At 65.0% G+C, this 13,988-nt stretch carries 11 protein-coding genes; 7 read left to right on the top strand and 4 right to left on the bottom strand.

The features are described from left to right. Positions 1–7: 7 nt before the first annotated feature. Complete coding sequence (locus JN280_RS02725; RefSeq protein WP_202309996.1) at positions 8–817, bottom strand: citryl-CoA lyase; 810 nt, start codon at positions 815–817, stop codon at positions 8–10. A gap of 117 nt (positions 818–934) precedes the next feature. Between JN280_RS02725 and JN280_RS02720 the strand changes: the two genes are divergently transcribed. The 7 genes from JN280_RS02720 to JN280_RS02690 all read left to right on the top strand — a co-directional run bounded on the left by JN280_RS02720 (position 935) and on the right by JN280_RS02690 (position 10,581). Then, on the top strand, positions 935–1,780 hold the full coding sequence (locus JN280_RS02720; protein ID WP_244742832.1) for an IclR family transcriptional regulator domain-containing protein: 846 nt from the start codon (positions 935–937) through the stop codon (positions 1,778–1,780). A gap of 126 nt (positions 1,781–1,906) precedes the next feature. Continuing rightward, entirely contained in the window at positions 1,907–2,779 is an 873-nt protein-coding gene (locus JN280_RS02715) for a DODA-type extradiol aromatic ring-opening family dioxygenase (protein WP_202309995.1), read from the top strand. Further along, on the top strand, positions 2,776–3,141 hold the full coding sequence (locus JN280_RS02710) for a hypothetical protein (protein ID WP_202309994.1): 366 nt from the start codon (positions 2,776–2,778) through the stop codon (positions 3,139–3,141). Before JN280_RS02715 ends, JN280_RS02710 begins: the two co-directional genes overlap by 4 nt. A gap of 170 nt (positions 3,142–3,311) precedes the next feature. Then, positions 3,312–4,778 carry an amidohydrolase family protein gene (locus JN280_RS02705; RefSeq protein WP_244742829.1) on the top strand — a complete coding sequence of 489 codons (1,467 nt, stop codon included), beginning with the start codon at positions 3,312–3,314 and terminating at the stop codon, positions 4,776–4,778. Between the two features lie 123 nt (positions 4,779–4,901). Then, positions 4,902–5,948: a uroporphyrinogen decarboxylase family protein gene (locus JN280_RS02700; protein ID WP_202309993.1), complete on the top strand. Its 1,047-nt coding sequence runs from the start codon at positions 4,902–4,904 to the stop codon at positions 5,946–5,948. Positions 5,949–6,081: 133 nt separating this feature from the next. Beyond that, positions 6,082–10,212, top strand: a complete 4,131-nt coding sequence (locus JN280_RS02695) for a peptidoglycan-binding protein (RefSeq protein WP_202309992.1) — start codon at positions 6,082–6,084, stop codon at positions 10,210–10,212. 192 nt (positions 10,213–10,404) lie between these two features. Then, on the top strand, positions 10,405–10,581 hold the full coding sequence (locus JN280_RS02690; protein ID WP_202309991.1) for a hypothetical protein: 177 nt from the start codon (positions 10,405–10,407) through the stop codon (positions 10,579–10,581). 56 nt (positions 10,582–10,637) lie between these two features. Here the strand turns inward: JN280_RS02690 and JN280_RS39910 are convergent, their stop codons facing one another. The 3 genes from JN280_RS39910 to JN280_RS02675 form a co-directional block, all read right to left on the bottom strand. After that, positions 10,638–10,760, bottom strand: coding sequence for a hypothetical protein (locus tag JN280_RS39910; RefSeq protein ID WP_274609059.1), 123 nt, complete (start codon positions 10,758–10,760; stop codon positions 10,638–10,640). A gap of 162 nt (positions 10,761–10,922) precedes the next feature. Then, positions 10,923–13,013 carry a xanthine dehydrogenase family protein molybdopterin-binding subunit gene (locus JN280_RS02680; RefSeq protein WP_202309990.1) on the bottom strand — a complete coding sequence of 697 codons (2,091 nt, stop codon included), beginning with the start codon at positions 13,011–13,013 and terminating at the stop codon, positions 10,923–10,925. Then, a complete protein-coding gene (locus tag JN280_RS02675; RefSeq protein ID WP_202309989.1) occupies positions 13,010–13,987 on the bottom strand; it encodes an FAD binding domain-containing protein in 978 nt (325 codons plus the stop codon). The genes JN280_RS02680 and JN280_RS02675 overlap by 4 nt, the downstream gene beginning before the upstream one ends. Between the last annotated feature and the right edge of the window lies 1 nt (position 13,988).

The following is a 13,988-nucleotide window of genomic DNA, read 5'->3' as shown; positions in this document are numbered from 1 at the left end:
AGGGGCCTCACCTTTGCTTCGTCGAGGTGGCGGCACCAGGGCCGTCATAGCTGATGGCGAGGTCGGCCTGGTGGGACATGATGAAGCCGATCGACCGCTGCGCCTCTTCGTGGAGATGCGCGACCAGGCCGGCCGCGCGCGCCAGCAGCGGAATGCCCTTCATTGCCTCGACCGGCCATCCCGCGTCGAGCATGAGCGCCGGGATAGCGCCCGACACGTTGATCGGCAGCGGCCGGTTCATCAATTCCGGCGCGATGCGCCCGAGCGCCCTCAGGCAGGCGACGGCGTCGCCCGACACGCCCCGGTCGTCGGCGAAGCTGAGCAACACGTTGGCGCGGGGGTCGCCCGCGCTGTGCTGCGGGTGGCCGAGGCCGGGCACCTTTTCCCGCCGCGCCTTGAGGTCCGCGAGACTGGCCCGCACCGCACTGTCCAGATCGGCGCCGGGCGCGCGGCTTGCGTTGAGGATGCCGGCAATGTAACGGCCCGCGACCTCGGAACTGCCGGCCACCACCGTGCCCATGCCGAGCAGCCCGGCCGACATTGCGCCCTGCCAGGCTTCCGGGGCGGCGGCGAGCGTCATGCGCGCCGCCTGGACGCTGGGAACGAGGCCGTGCTCGGCAATCGCGACGAGGCAGGCATTGGTGACGGCGATCTGCGTTTCCGTCGGTTTGTTGCCGGTCACGAGCAGCCAGAAATAGGCGGTGAAATCGATCTGGCCGATCAGCTCGGAGCACAGGTCGTGGCCCCGGATCGTGATCGTGTCCGCATCCGACGTGGCAATGGCCGTGAAGGCCTGTTCCTGCTTTCCGATTCGCATATGAGTTTTCGCATGCCGAAAAAAATTGCACTTGCCGAAAAGCTAAAGCTCCTCTAGCGTAGCGTCAAGCTTGAACTTGCGGTGGGACGAAGGGGGCGCGACCGCATGGAGGAGAGAATGCGCATGTTGGCGGGCGAAGCCGTCCAGGACGCCGGCGATGTCGAGGCGGGCGCGGACCGGCCGGCTGAGTTCGTCGAGGCTCTCGCCAAGGGACTGGCGGTCCTGGAGTGCTTCGATGCTTCACATGCGGAAATGACGCTGAGCGAGGTGGCCAGGCGTGTAAGGCTCTCACCGGCGGCGGCGCGGCGCAGTCTCATCACGCTGCAGGCGCTCGGCTATATCGGGCAGAAGAACAAGCGGTTTCACCTGCGGCCCAAAGTGATGACGCTCGGGTCGGCCTTCTATTTCGCCGCCCGCATCGACGAAGTGCTGCAGCCCGATCTGCGCGAGCTGGTTCGGCAGTTCGGCGACGCGTCGTCCGTCGGCACGCTGGAAGGCCAGGACGTGATCTACATCGCCCACAATTCGGTCCAGCGGGCACGGCGCGCGGCGGCGGTTGTCGGCGCGCGTTATCCGGCCTGCGCCACCTCGCTCGGGCGCGTGCTGCTTGCCGGTCTCCCGGATGCCGCGCTCGACGCCTATATCGACACCGTGCGGCCCGAAGCCCTCACCTCGAAGACGATCACCGATCCGTCCGAACTGCGCCGCGAGATTCTCGCCGTGCGGAAGGCCGGATACGCCACCACGGTCGATCAGCTCGACTATGGCATCACGGCGCTCGCCGTGCCGATCCGCGGCCCCGACGGCAACACGGTCGCGGCGCTGAACACGTCGGGCTACACCGGCGTGGTGACGCCGGAGATGCTCGTCGCGGAGCGCCTGCCGTCGCTGCGCGCGGCGGCATCGCGCATCGGCCATATGATCAAGCGCTACCCCGTCCTGCAGTCCGTCATGGGCGCCTGAACGATATGGAGGGCGCGCTGATGCATGGCGGGCAGGACCTTGAAGCGCCTGAAACCCAGGCCGGACCGCGGGACGCTTCGATAGATGGACGGTTCGACCACCGTCCCGGACGAAAGGAGGATCGTCTTGGCTGAGCTTGTCGCCACCCTGGCTTCGACCCATCACCCGTTCTACCTGCGGGCGACCACCATGCCGCCCGAACAACAGATCCCGCAGGCACCGGAATGGAAGCGCAAGGTCGAGGCCTATCGCGAGACGCTTGCCCGTACCGCGCCGGATATCCTGGTGATGGTGGGTTCGGACCACTTCCATCAGATATTCCTCGACAACTATCCGCAGTTCCTCATCGGCAAGGCGGAGCGCTACGACGCGACGTTCTGGAACGAGGAGCGCGAGTTCGGCATCCCGAAATACCGGCTCGAGGGCGACGTCGACATGTCGCGCTTCATGCATCGTCACCTGATGGACCAGGGGTTCGACTTCGCATTCTCCAACGAGCTGAAGATCGACCATTCGATAATCTGCCCGATCATCACCGTGCGCCCGGACAACGATCTGCCCGTGGTGCCGATCTACACCAACATCTTCGCCCCACCGCTGCCCTCGCCGAAACGGTTTTATGACCTCGGCCGCGCGATCAGGAAGGCGATCGACGACTATCCCTCCGACAAGCGCATCGCCGCCATCGGCACCGGGCATCTGTCGCTGGAACTCGGAGGCCCGCGCCAGTTCATGGAAACCGGGCCCGATCCGGAATTCGACCGCCAGGCCATCGAATGGCTCCGCAATGGCGATATCGACGCCATACTGGCGAACGTCACCCATGAGAGCATGGCGAAGAGCGGCAACGCCACCCACGGCTTCCTGAACTTCATCCTGATGCTGGGCGTCGCCGGACCCGAGAGGGCCGACTATGTCGACAATCTCGACCTCTTCCACACGATGGAAGCCTATCTCACCTGGTACCCCCGGGCCGGGATAGAGGAGCGCGCGGCATGAGCAGATACTACGTCGACAAGTTCCTGTTCCAGGTCGATCGCAATCCCGATTTCCTCGAGCGCTACGCCGAGGATCCGAAGAATTTCGTCGCGACATGGGAGCAGTCGATCGGGCCGCGCCTCAACGAGGTCGAGCTGTCGACCGTGCATGGCTTCACGGACGAAGAGCGCAAGGCGCTCGAGGAGCACGATTTCGTCGCGCTCTTCGAGATGGGCGCGCATTTCTTCCTCAACCTCACGCTTTTCATCGGCATCTACGACGAACCCTACATGAAGGAGAAAGGCCCGCTCGCCTTCCAGCGCCACTTCGCACAGCGGCTGCAGCATTGGCGCGGCAAGGAGTACCCGACTGTGGAGACGTGATGGGGCATTTTTCCAACGGTCGATATCGACCGTTGGAGCGCGCGACCGCGCGCCGCGCCGTTGGCGCGAAAGCCAAGCGGCCCGGATGGGCCGCGCCGGCGATTGAGGCCACTGGAATGAGGCGGCGCAGCCGCCGACAGACACTTCGATTTTCTTTGGGAGGAGAAATCATGTGCAGATTTTGTGCTGAAGGGCGCCCCGGCATGCATTTCGGCCCCGCGGGCGAAGCATCCGCTGCCGCGCAGGGCGGCAAACCAGCGGCGGGCGTCATGCCCTCATGGTCCGGCCAGGACGGGCGCAAGCTTCTCATCCGCGGCGGCCATGTCCTGTCGATGGATCCCGAGGTGGGTGATTTCGCGGGTGGCGACGTCCTGGTCTCGGGCAAACGCATCGAGGCGGTCGGCACCGGCCTGGAAGCAGGCGATGCGGCGGTGGTCGATGCGACTGATATGATCGTCATCCCCGGCTTCGTCGACACGCATCACCACCAGTTCGAGACCGCGCTGCGCGGTTTCCTGGCGGACTGCATCCTGATCAACGACGGTCAGCCGCACAGCTTCTACAATTACTACGAGCACATGCTGCAGAAGTTCTCGGTGGTCTACCGGCCGCAGGACGTCTACATCAACGAGTTGTTCGGGTCGCTGTCGCAGATCGACGCCGGCGTGACGACCGTCATGGACGTCTCGCAGATCCACCATTCGCCCGAACATTCCGACGCGGCCGTAGAGGCGCTGCGCGACGCCGGCCGCCGCGCCGTCTTCGGCTACTTCGAAGGCTGGGGCGACCGCGCGAAATACCCTGAGGATGCGCGCCGTCTGAGAGAGCAGTATTTCTCATCCGACGACCAGTTGCTCAGCATGGTCATGGGCGGCGAGATCTATATTCCCGGCTACGAGAAAGCCTGGGCGATCGGTCGCGAGCTCGGCCTGCCGATCGCGCTGCATGTGGTCGGCACCTTCGGAATGCGCCCGACCTTCGACGAATTGGCGAAGTCCGGCCAGTTCGGTCCCGACAACATCTTCATCCACATGACCGGCATGTCGGACCTGGCATGGAAGACGGCCGCCGATGCCGGGTCGCACGTGTCGCTGTCGGTGCCGATCGAGATGACGATGCGCCACGGCATGCCCCCAATCCAGAAGGCGCTCGACCTCGGCATGCAGCCTTCTCTCTCGACGGATGTGGAATGCACCATGACCGCCGATCCCTTCACCCAGATGCGCTCGGCCATGACGCTGCAGCGCGCCTTCATCAACGAGGAGGCGCTCGGCGGCAGGACCGACTGCGCCGCGATGGTCACGTCGCGCGACGTGCTGCGCTTCGCGACGCTGGAAGGTGCCAAAGGCCTGAAGCTTGACCGCAGGACCGGCAGCCTGACGCCCGGCAAGGAAGCCGATATCGTGCTGCTCGACGCCTCGGCGATCAATGTCGCGCCGCTGAACCACGCCACCGGCGCGGTGGTGACCCTGATGGAGCGCTCGAATGTCGACACCGTGATGGTGGCGGGCAGGATCCGGAAGTGGCGCGGCAGTCTGGTTGATGTCGATCTGCCGAAGCTGCGCGCCGAACTGGAAGCAAGCCGCGACCATCTGTTCGAGGCCTCCGGCATCGACCGTGACGTGTTCAGGAACTAAAGCAATTCCAGCAAAAGTGCGCAGCGGTTTTGCGTCCGGAATTGCGTGAGACAAGCTCAATTCCAGCAAAAGTGCGCAGCGGTTTTGCGTCCGGAATTGCGCAACAAAGGAGGATACCGAAACATGTTCGCCGGCTTGCCGCTCTTCCCGACTTCCCTCGTCGGCTCCTACGCCCAACCTGAATGGTTGATCGACCGCAAGAAGCTCGCGGGCCGCTTCCCGCCCCGTGTGCGGGCAAGGGAACTCTGGCGCGTCGCGCCGGAGTTCCTTGACGAGGCACAGGACGACGCGACGCTGCTTGCGATCCGCGACCAGGAGCGGGCGGGCCTCGATGTCATCACCGACGGCGAAATGCGGCGCGAGAGCTATTCCAACCGCTTCGCCACCGCGTTGGAGGGCGTCGACATCGACAATCCCGGCACCGCGCTCGACCGCTCCGGGCATCCGAACCCGGTGCCGCGCGTGGTGGGCAAGGTGAAGCGCAGGCACGCGGTGGAAGCGCGCGACGTGCGGTTCCTGCGCGCCAATACCGACCGCACGATCAAGATCACCGTTCCCGGCCCTTTCACCATGTCGCAGCAGGCGCAGAACGATTTCTACGAGAGCGACGAGGAATTGGCCGTCGACTACGCCGCCGCGGTAAACGAGGAGATCAGGGATCTTTTCGCGGCCGGCGCCGACATCGTCCAGATCGACGAGCCCTATATGCAGGCCCGGCCCGAGAAAGCCCGGCAATACGGCCTGAAGGCACTGGCACGCGCGCTGGACGGCATAGAGGGCGAGACGGCGCTGCACATCTGCTTCGGCTATGCCGCGATCATCCACGAGCGGCCGAGCGGCTACAGCTTCCTGCCGGAACTGGCCGACACGGCGGTCAAGGCGGTCTCGATCGAAACCGCCCAGTCCAATATGGACTGCTCTGTGCTGGCGAAGCTCGAAGGCAAGACGATCATCCTCGGCGTGCTCGACCTGTCGACGCACGAAGTCGAGACGCCCGGGATCGTCGCCGGCCGCATCCGCAAGGCGCTTCCCCATGTCGCGCCCGAAAAGCTGATGATCGCACCCGACTGCGGCCTGAAATACCTGCCGCGCGACGTCGCCTTCGGCAAGATGAAGGCGATGGCCGAGGGTGCCGCGATCGTTCGCGCCGAGCACGGGGGTTCGAGCTAAAGCACGTCTCCCGAAACCGGTACCCACGTTCGGAAGACATGCATTAGATTAGGCATGCTGCCGTTAAGTATAACTGGCCTGGCTAGATCAATCAGGTAATTTACGTCGCGGAAGGCGCTCGGTATTCTGCGATATGCGCAGACTGCTGTTCGTGATATTGACCGTCCTGTCAATCAGCATCTGGAGTGCGTTCTCGGGCTTGGCGCAGTTCAACCCGGAGAGTTTGCTTCGCCAGGGGCTCGAGACCATTCTGAATGAAGCGGCAAGGCCCTCGGAGCCGCCGGTCGGCAGAACGCCGGGTGCCCATGCAAGGCCTGTGCGTCCGGCGCAAGGCAGTAGCAGCCAGGTGGCCGAGGTGCAGGCGCTTCTGACCCGGCTGGGCTATTCCCCCGGTGCCATAGACGGCAGGATGGGCTCGAAAACGCGCCGCGCGATCGCCGATTTCCAGCGAGATGCGGGCATGGCGATCACCGGTAGAGCAGACCGCGCTCTCCTGACGGCGCTTCGTGCGCTTCAGCCGACCGGTACTGCACGCCTTCCTGCATCGTCGGCGGATTCCGCAGCATCGGCTGCTTCCAGCTCCCTTGGGAGCCTGCAATCGGCCGGAGCCGGTTCTTTTGCGATCCTTCCCGGTTATGACCTCCCCTACGGCGACTACCGGTCAGGAATGTCCGAGCCGGCCCTCAGGGACATCCCGGCTGCTCGATGCCTGCAACTTTGCGCCGATGACGACCGCTGCCAGGCATTCACCTACAACGCGCAAGCACGTGTCTGCATACTGAAGGACTCGGTACCGCAGCGCGTGCGGTTCGCCGCTGCTGTCTCCGGCATCAAGCAAGCCGCCGCGGATGGCGTCAGGACGAGCCCGGCCTCTGCGCAGATCTCCCAATCCGGCATCCCGACCCTGAACGGGCGCCTGCTCGTCCGCGGACGCGGACCGCAGAACATTCTCTCCGACGAGGCGGTTACGGAGTTCGGCCGGATGACCGCGCGTCTGGCGCTCAGCCAGTTCCCCGACATGTTCGAGGATGAGAATTTCGCATTCGCCTCGCTTCTCCATCTGGATGCCGGGACACAGCGCCGGATCGTCGCGTCCGCGGGCCTTGCCGCCGACAAGGTCATGGGAGTTCGATACAGATATTGGCAAGGATTGGACGAGTTCGAGAGGCGGGCTCTGCTGCAGTCAATACGGGCGGAGGTTCCGCCGATCGTGGCACTTGAGCCGCATTTCCCTATCCCGGTCCTGATCCTTTGCACAGTATCGCTCGGCGAGTACGATTTCGAGCATCAGCACTTCCCGCTCGAGCATCCCGGCGGAGACTGCGACTCCGTCGATATAAGGGGGTTCGATCTCGGCGATATGTCGGTCGCGGCACCGGTGGTCACCGCCTATTTGCCGGAACACGTTTCGGTACCTCTGGACCAGGCACGGGGATACAAGCGCAGCATCATGGGCCCTCAGGGAAACGAATACCCCATGCTCGGCATCGAAGCACGGATCGTGGCATTGAGGGAAAAGAAATCGGACAGCAATATCCGGCGGCTCGAATACGGCATTGAGGTCGAAGGAACACTGCTGTTTCGGCACAACGACCTTTCGCAGCCCATCGGGAGGCTTCCGCTGATCGCAATCCCGTCTGTGGACACGGTCGGCACGGCGCCGACCGGACCGGTGCCGGTCGACTGGGACACGGTCAGTCTACTGCTGCTTTCCGGCAGCGCGGTGGACATTGACGATATCGACTTCGCCGCTTGGGCGCGCCAGCGCGCCTATCGCGAGTCATCGGGCCACCCGGACCCCTGGACGCCGTTTTTCCGCGAGCAGATCGCAGACGATCTGGCTTCCGGTGCCCAGCCGGAACCGGAACTGCTCGCCAACTTCGTCGAATGGAATCGGGCGCGGGCGAATGCGCTGCCGGAGACGCTGACCGTCAACACTCAGACGGCGACGCTCGACTGGTTGCTCGAGCGCAAGAGTCCTGCGGAGGGTGCGCGGATTTTCCCGGAGCCATCCGACAACTCGGCATTTGCCGCCGTCATGCCGCGGTTGAACCTTCCTCCGGAGCAATTGTTCGTGCCGGGCCAGCACGATTTTTCGGCAGGCCTCGCAGGCCTGGGTGCGGCGGAGGTCGTCTTTGCACTTCCGGCGGCCCGGGATCAGTTCACCGTCAAGATCGACCCGGATGCCAAGACCGGCGGGGACTATCTCGATGTCCATGTCGATCTCAGGGTGCGCGACATCCGCATCGACACGGATGAAAACCAGTCTCCGTTGGCGGCGCTCTATGTCGAGCCGGTCAAGGCGCGCGTTACGGCGCGTGCACTGGGCGGAGCCGAGATCGCTTCCGCGACGTTTGATAGCAGGCATCCCGACACAGAGGTTTCCGATATCGTAGCGGCAGCGCCGGGCAGCGCGCCTTCCGGAGCGTCCGTGTCCCGTTCGGCAGCGGCTTTTCCCTTCAACGCGGAGGCGATGGATCTGCTTCAACTTCGCTATCTGCCGGACACAGTCGACGACCGCATGATCGAGCTGATGATGATCGCCCGCCACGACTACGAAGCCACCATGGCGAAGCTTGGCGAAGTGCCGGTCGGCGCCTGGTTCTTCCGCGATCCGTCGAAGCCGCTCGATGGGGCCGAGCGGACGAAGCGCCTGGCCAGCTTCCGGGAATGGTCGCAAAAGCGCGCCGGTTCGTTGCCTGAAAGACTGACGCTCACTCTGGAATTGCGGAACGGCGTCGCGCCCTTCGAACACCCGCACGGAGGCCCGCACGCGATAGAGTGCCAGAGTGCAGACGCCAGGTCCGATGCGCAGATGGCAACGCAAGGCTCGCTCACAGAGAAGGACGCGATGGCCGCGAAGCTGTGTGCTTACCTCGATGCGGCCTGGTCGGCTCCCGAGCCTGTCCTTTTTGACGAGGGCGTCTCTGAGGGCCGCGGCCTTCGCTACGATTGCGGTGGGGAGCGGTACTGCCCCGAACATGCGGTTTATGCCTCCAATGTGCGGCAGGAACTCGGTCTCCCTCCTCCCAATGATCTGGTGAGGCTCGACCGGCTTCCAGCGCTCGACGAGGCGACCCGGAAGCTCGAGAGCGAACTCGTCCTCGAAATCGACGTCGCTCCGACCGGCGTGATTCCGCTTACGGCCCGGCCGCACACCATCTGGCGGGGAGCCAACCGCCGCGCCAGTCCCTTCGATGACGAGCATGGGCTGGGTATCGTCATGGAACCCGACGAAACTCCGCTTTCCGGCCGCTGGTTGATGGTCGAGGCGAAAGCGATTGCCGCCCGGGTGGTTAACAGCGAGACGGGCGCGACGGTCGCCGAGCCACCGCTTGCCGCGCCGGGCCCCTTGCCTGAGGCGCTGCTCGAAACATCGGGCTCGAATGTTCGGAACCTCGATGTCCTGGGCATAAGGCTTGGCATGTCCTTCGAGGACGCCGAGCGGCTCATTCGAGAGCATATGGAGGTCGGGCGAGTATTCAAGGCGGACCGGGCGGGGCAGGTCGGCCTGGCGAGTGGAAACCTCGAGCCCTACAGTTCCGGACACCTCTTCGTCTCCCGGTCCGAGAACGAAGCGATCGCCATTTTCGATGAGCCGCCGGCGGCGCCTGGCGTGGTCCTGGGAGTGTGGAGAAGGCTCCGCCTTCCCAAGGGCTCGGTAGACCCGACAGCCCTCAAGGCGACGCTCACGGAGCGCTATGGAGCCCCAAACGCGATCGAGGAGGTCTACCCGACTGGAACAAGCGACAAGGGCGTCGTTTTTCTCTGGCGGGACGTCAAGCACGAACGACAGGATTGCGGGCAGCTCAGCCAGCACGCGGAAAGCGGTCGTTGGTGGCGCGACGAGGCCGGAGCGCCCGCCCAGCCGCCGTCGTTTCTGAGGCATTACCCGGTTCTAGGCAGTGCATACCACTTCGCGTCGGCGGTTGATGGAGAGGACAAGCCTCTTTCAGACTTCTGCCCTCCGATCCTCGGGGTCTGGTATGCGACCTACCCGGTGTTGCCCGGATCGGAAGGCATGGGCCAGTTCACGACCGGCGCCGATCCGCAGGTCCCACAGATCAAGCAGTGGGCCGAACAGGTCGCCAAGGTTGCCGAACAGATGGAAGCGGACCGAGCCAGATCGGAAAGCATGGCCGACGAGATCATGACCTGGCTCAACGACCAGCGCGGCTACGCCAGGCTCTTTTTCGAAAGCCGGAGGGCCGCATCGGCGCAGCCCACTGTGCCGGCAAATGCAATGCCCCAGGTCAAGTTCTGAGAACCGGATGTGGGAGCATCGAACCAGATGGTCTCGTGCCATCAAGGGCTTCGGGTGCCGGGCAGTGCATTGATGGCGACGGCACCGGGCGGGCGTCCGAAACTCTTCACGTCGGCGCGCTGAACGTCAGGGCCATCTTTGATTGAGGGGCCAGTAAGAGCCCGGCATCCGCTGGCACGCTGAATGGCTACCTTGATTGTCGAGGAGGCCGCATGCCATTCGACGCGCCAGCTCATTCGTGCTGAGGTGAGCAAGTCCACGGCGATGTCGATCAGCGCCGACTTCGAGATGGTGCCTGGCGTTACGGCGCCCTCGACGATTGCTCCCGCCTTGCAAAAGGCGCCGCGGCACCCGGCCACCGCGCATTGAGCGGACGGGCGCGGACCAGTGGCAGCGCACCGTCGAAGGGCTAAGATCTGGTTTTCTCAAGCGGCGAACTGGTGCGCCTTCGACATATCCTCGATCTCCTTCGGCACCACGTTGCGGTACCTGCCGCTGTCGGCCAGCACGATTTCGATCATGCGGTCGATCATCTCCGTCGGGTCCATCTTGCCTTCCGGCGTGGCGAAGAAATCGTCGAATCCCCTGCGCAGGTCTATCCGGGGAAGACATATAGCGTTGTCGATTGGCCACGCGGCGGGAAGGTCGGGCGCGCCGATGCCGTCCTCGTCGCGTCGGCGAGATGCTGCGGCCGCCCGATCCGGAAGCGGCTACGCGTCAAGCATGTCCTCGAGCAGGATCGGCAGTCTCCGGATGCGCTTGCCGGTGGCGTGGAAGACCGCGTTCGCGATCGCCGGCGCCATGCCGACGAGAGCGATCTCGCCGAGTCCCTTGACCCCGAGCGGATTGACGTGCGGATCGACCTCGTCGACGAACCGAACCTCGATCTCAGCTATGTCGAGGTTCACCGGCATGAGGTAGTCGGCCATGTGGGCATTGACCGGCCGGCCGTCCCGACGATCGAGCACCGTCCTTTCCATGAGGGCCATGCCGATGCCGCCGATCATGCCCCCGGTGCACTGGCTCCTGGCCAGCAACGGGTTGACGATGCGGCCGGCGCCATAGACGCCGAGCGCACGGCGCACCCGGATCGTCCCGACGTCAGGGTCGATCGCGACCTCGGCGAAGACGGCCCCGAAGGCGTGCATGGAGAAACGGCCGGCGACTTCGGCGTCGCGCTGGGTCGAGGCGGTTGCTTCCAGCGGTCGGTCGTCTGCGGGTCGCTTCTCGGCTTCCCTGAGCACCGAAATGCAGGCGGCCTGGATCGCGGAGCCGACCGACGCCATGGTCCATGAGCCTCCGTGAGAGGGAGCCGGCGGAAAGTCCGAGCGGCCGAGGCTGAACCGCACCTTGTCGACCGGCAGTCCCAGCGTTTCCGCCGCCACTTGCGTCATCGAGGTATAGGTTCCCGGCCCCATATCGCTGGCGGCGACCTCGACCTCGGCGCTGCCGTCTGCGAGCAAGCGGACACGCGCGCTCGACGGCGCCTGATAGGCCGGGTAGGTGGCCGAGGCCGCCCCTATCCCGATCAGCAGGCGGCCATCGCGCATCGAACGCGGCTTCGCCGAGCGCTGTGACCAGCCGAACCGCTCGGCTCCAATGTCGTAGCATTTCAGAAGCGATCGACTGGAGAACGGTCTGTTCTCGTCCTCGTCGATTTCCGGCTCGTTCCGGCGGCGCAACTCTATCGGGTCGATATCGAGCCTATAGGAGAGCTCGTCGAGCGCCGATTCGAGGGCGAAGACGCCACTCGCCTCGCCCGGGCCGCGCATGTAGACCGGGGTGCCCGTGTCCAGCGGGGCCAGCCGATAGCGCGTGGTCACGTTCGGACACGAGATCATGTAGCTCGAACTGTTGACCAACGCCTCGACGAACTGCTCGTACCGGCTGGTCTCCCCGGTTCCGTCGTGGATCAGGCTGGTGAGCTTGCCGTCCTCCGTTGCCCCGATCGACACATGCTGCAGGGTGCGCGGACGGTGGCCGGTTGCGAAGAACATCTGTCTGCGGGTGAGGACGAGCTTGACAGGACGCCGCGTCACGCGCGCGGCCATCGCAGCCAGGGTGACGTGCGACCATGTGCGCAGGCTGGTGCCGAACGCGCCGCCGACGAACGGGCAGATCACCTGCACATTCTCCACCGGGATCCCGAAAATTGCGGCGATCTCGGCCTGCTCGTTGACGACGTATTGGCTCTTGCTCCACAGGGTCAGCCTGTCGCCCTGCCAGGCCGCGACGGTCGCGTGAGGTTCCATCGGATTGTGGTTCTCTCGCGCGATGTCGTAGGCGGCCGTGAGCTTCACGGGCGCGTTTGCGTAGGCGGTTTCGGCATCGCCGCGGCTGCGGTCCGAGCTGATCTCCGGAACGATAGCCCGCGCTTCCGGGTCGGCGATGTCGATGACCGGGCGTCGCGCCTCGTAGGTGATGCGGAGCGCGGCCGCCGCGCGCTCGGCATTGTCGAGGGTGTCCGCCACGACGAGCGCGACCGGTTGGCCGTGGAAACGGACTGCGTCATCCTGCAGGACGTGAAGACGTTCGCCGGACTTGGGATCGATCGATCCCTTGTGCGGCCGATAGGCCAGCTTCGGTGCATTGAGATGGCTGAGGACCGAGACGACGCCAGGCATCTTCGCGACTGCTGCGTGGTCGATCGCGGTGATGCGGCCGAGGCCGACGGTGGCGTTGACGATTACGGCGTAGGCCTGGTCGGGCTGGTTGAATTCGGCGGCGTAGCGCGCGCGGCCCGTAACCTTGTCCCGCCCGTCCACGCGTGTGACAGGCTTGCCGATGACGTGGGTTGTCATGCGATCTCTCCCGCCATTTCGAGCGCGCGGACGATGGTCCGGGGCAGCAACTCGACCTTGTAATGGTTGCCAGACAGGGGGCGTGCACCCGCGAGCGCGGTATGCGCGACCGCTTCGAGGGTAGCGCGTTCGAAGGGCCTGCCGGTCAGGGCCTGCTCGGCGGTCCGCAGGCGCCAGGGCCTCGTGCCCGCCCCGCCGACGGCAAGACGCACCTGACGGATCACCCCGCCGTCGAGATCGAGCACGGCGGCTGCCGCGATCAGCGCGAACTCGTAGGAGGCGCGGTCCCGGACCTTGAGATAACGGGCTCTCCGGCTGTAGGGAAGGCCGGGAACGCGTATCTCGACAATCAGTTCGCCCGGGAGCAGCGTATGCTCGAGATGCGGTGTGTCGCCCGGCAGGCGGAACAGTTCCTCCACCGGGAAGTTTCGTTCGCCCTGCGGTCCCCGCACCCGCATGGTCGCATCGAGCGCGACGAGCGCGACCGCGACGTCGGACGGATGCGTGGCAACGCAGTGGTCGCTCGTGCCGAGGATCGCATGGCCGACATTGAGCCCGTCGATCGCAGAGCAGCCGGAGCCGGGAGTCCGCTTGTTGCAGGGAGCATCCAGCATCCGGAAGTATGGACAACGGACCCGCTGCAGCAGGTTGCCGCCCATCGACGCCATGTTCCGAAGCTGGGGCGACGCGCCTTCGACGAGGGACTCCGCGATCACCGGATGGAGGCGCAGCGTGTCGGGATGGGCAGCCACGTCGGACATTCGGGCCAGCGCCCCGATCACCAGATCGGAGCCCTCGGCGCGGATCTGCCGGAACGGGAGCGCATTGATGTCGATCAGGCGCTCGGGTCGCTCGACCTCCTCGCGCATCAGGTCGATGAGCGTAGTGCCGCCGGCAATGTAGCGCCCGCCTGCTGCAGCCGCTTGGATCGCGTCCTGCGCGGAGCCAACACTGGTGATCTTGAAGGGCATCATG

This window comes from Mesorhizobium sp. L-8-10 (genome assembly GCF_016756635.1).
Classification (GTDB): domain Bacteria; phylum Pseudomonadota; class Alphaproteobacteria; order Rhizobiales; family Rhizobiaceae.
Note: the sequence above shows the minus strand (reverse complement) of the source record. Positions and strands in the feature narration are given on the sequence as shown.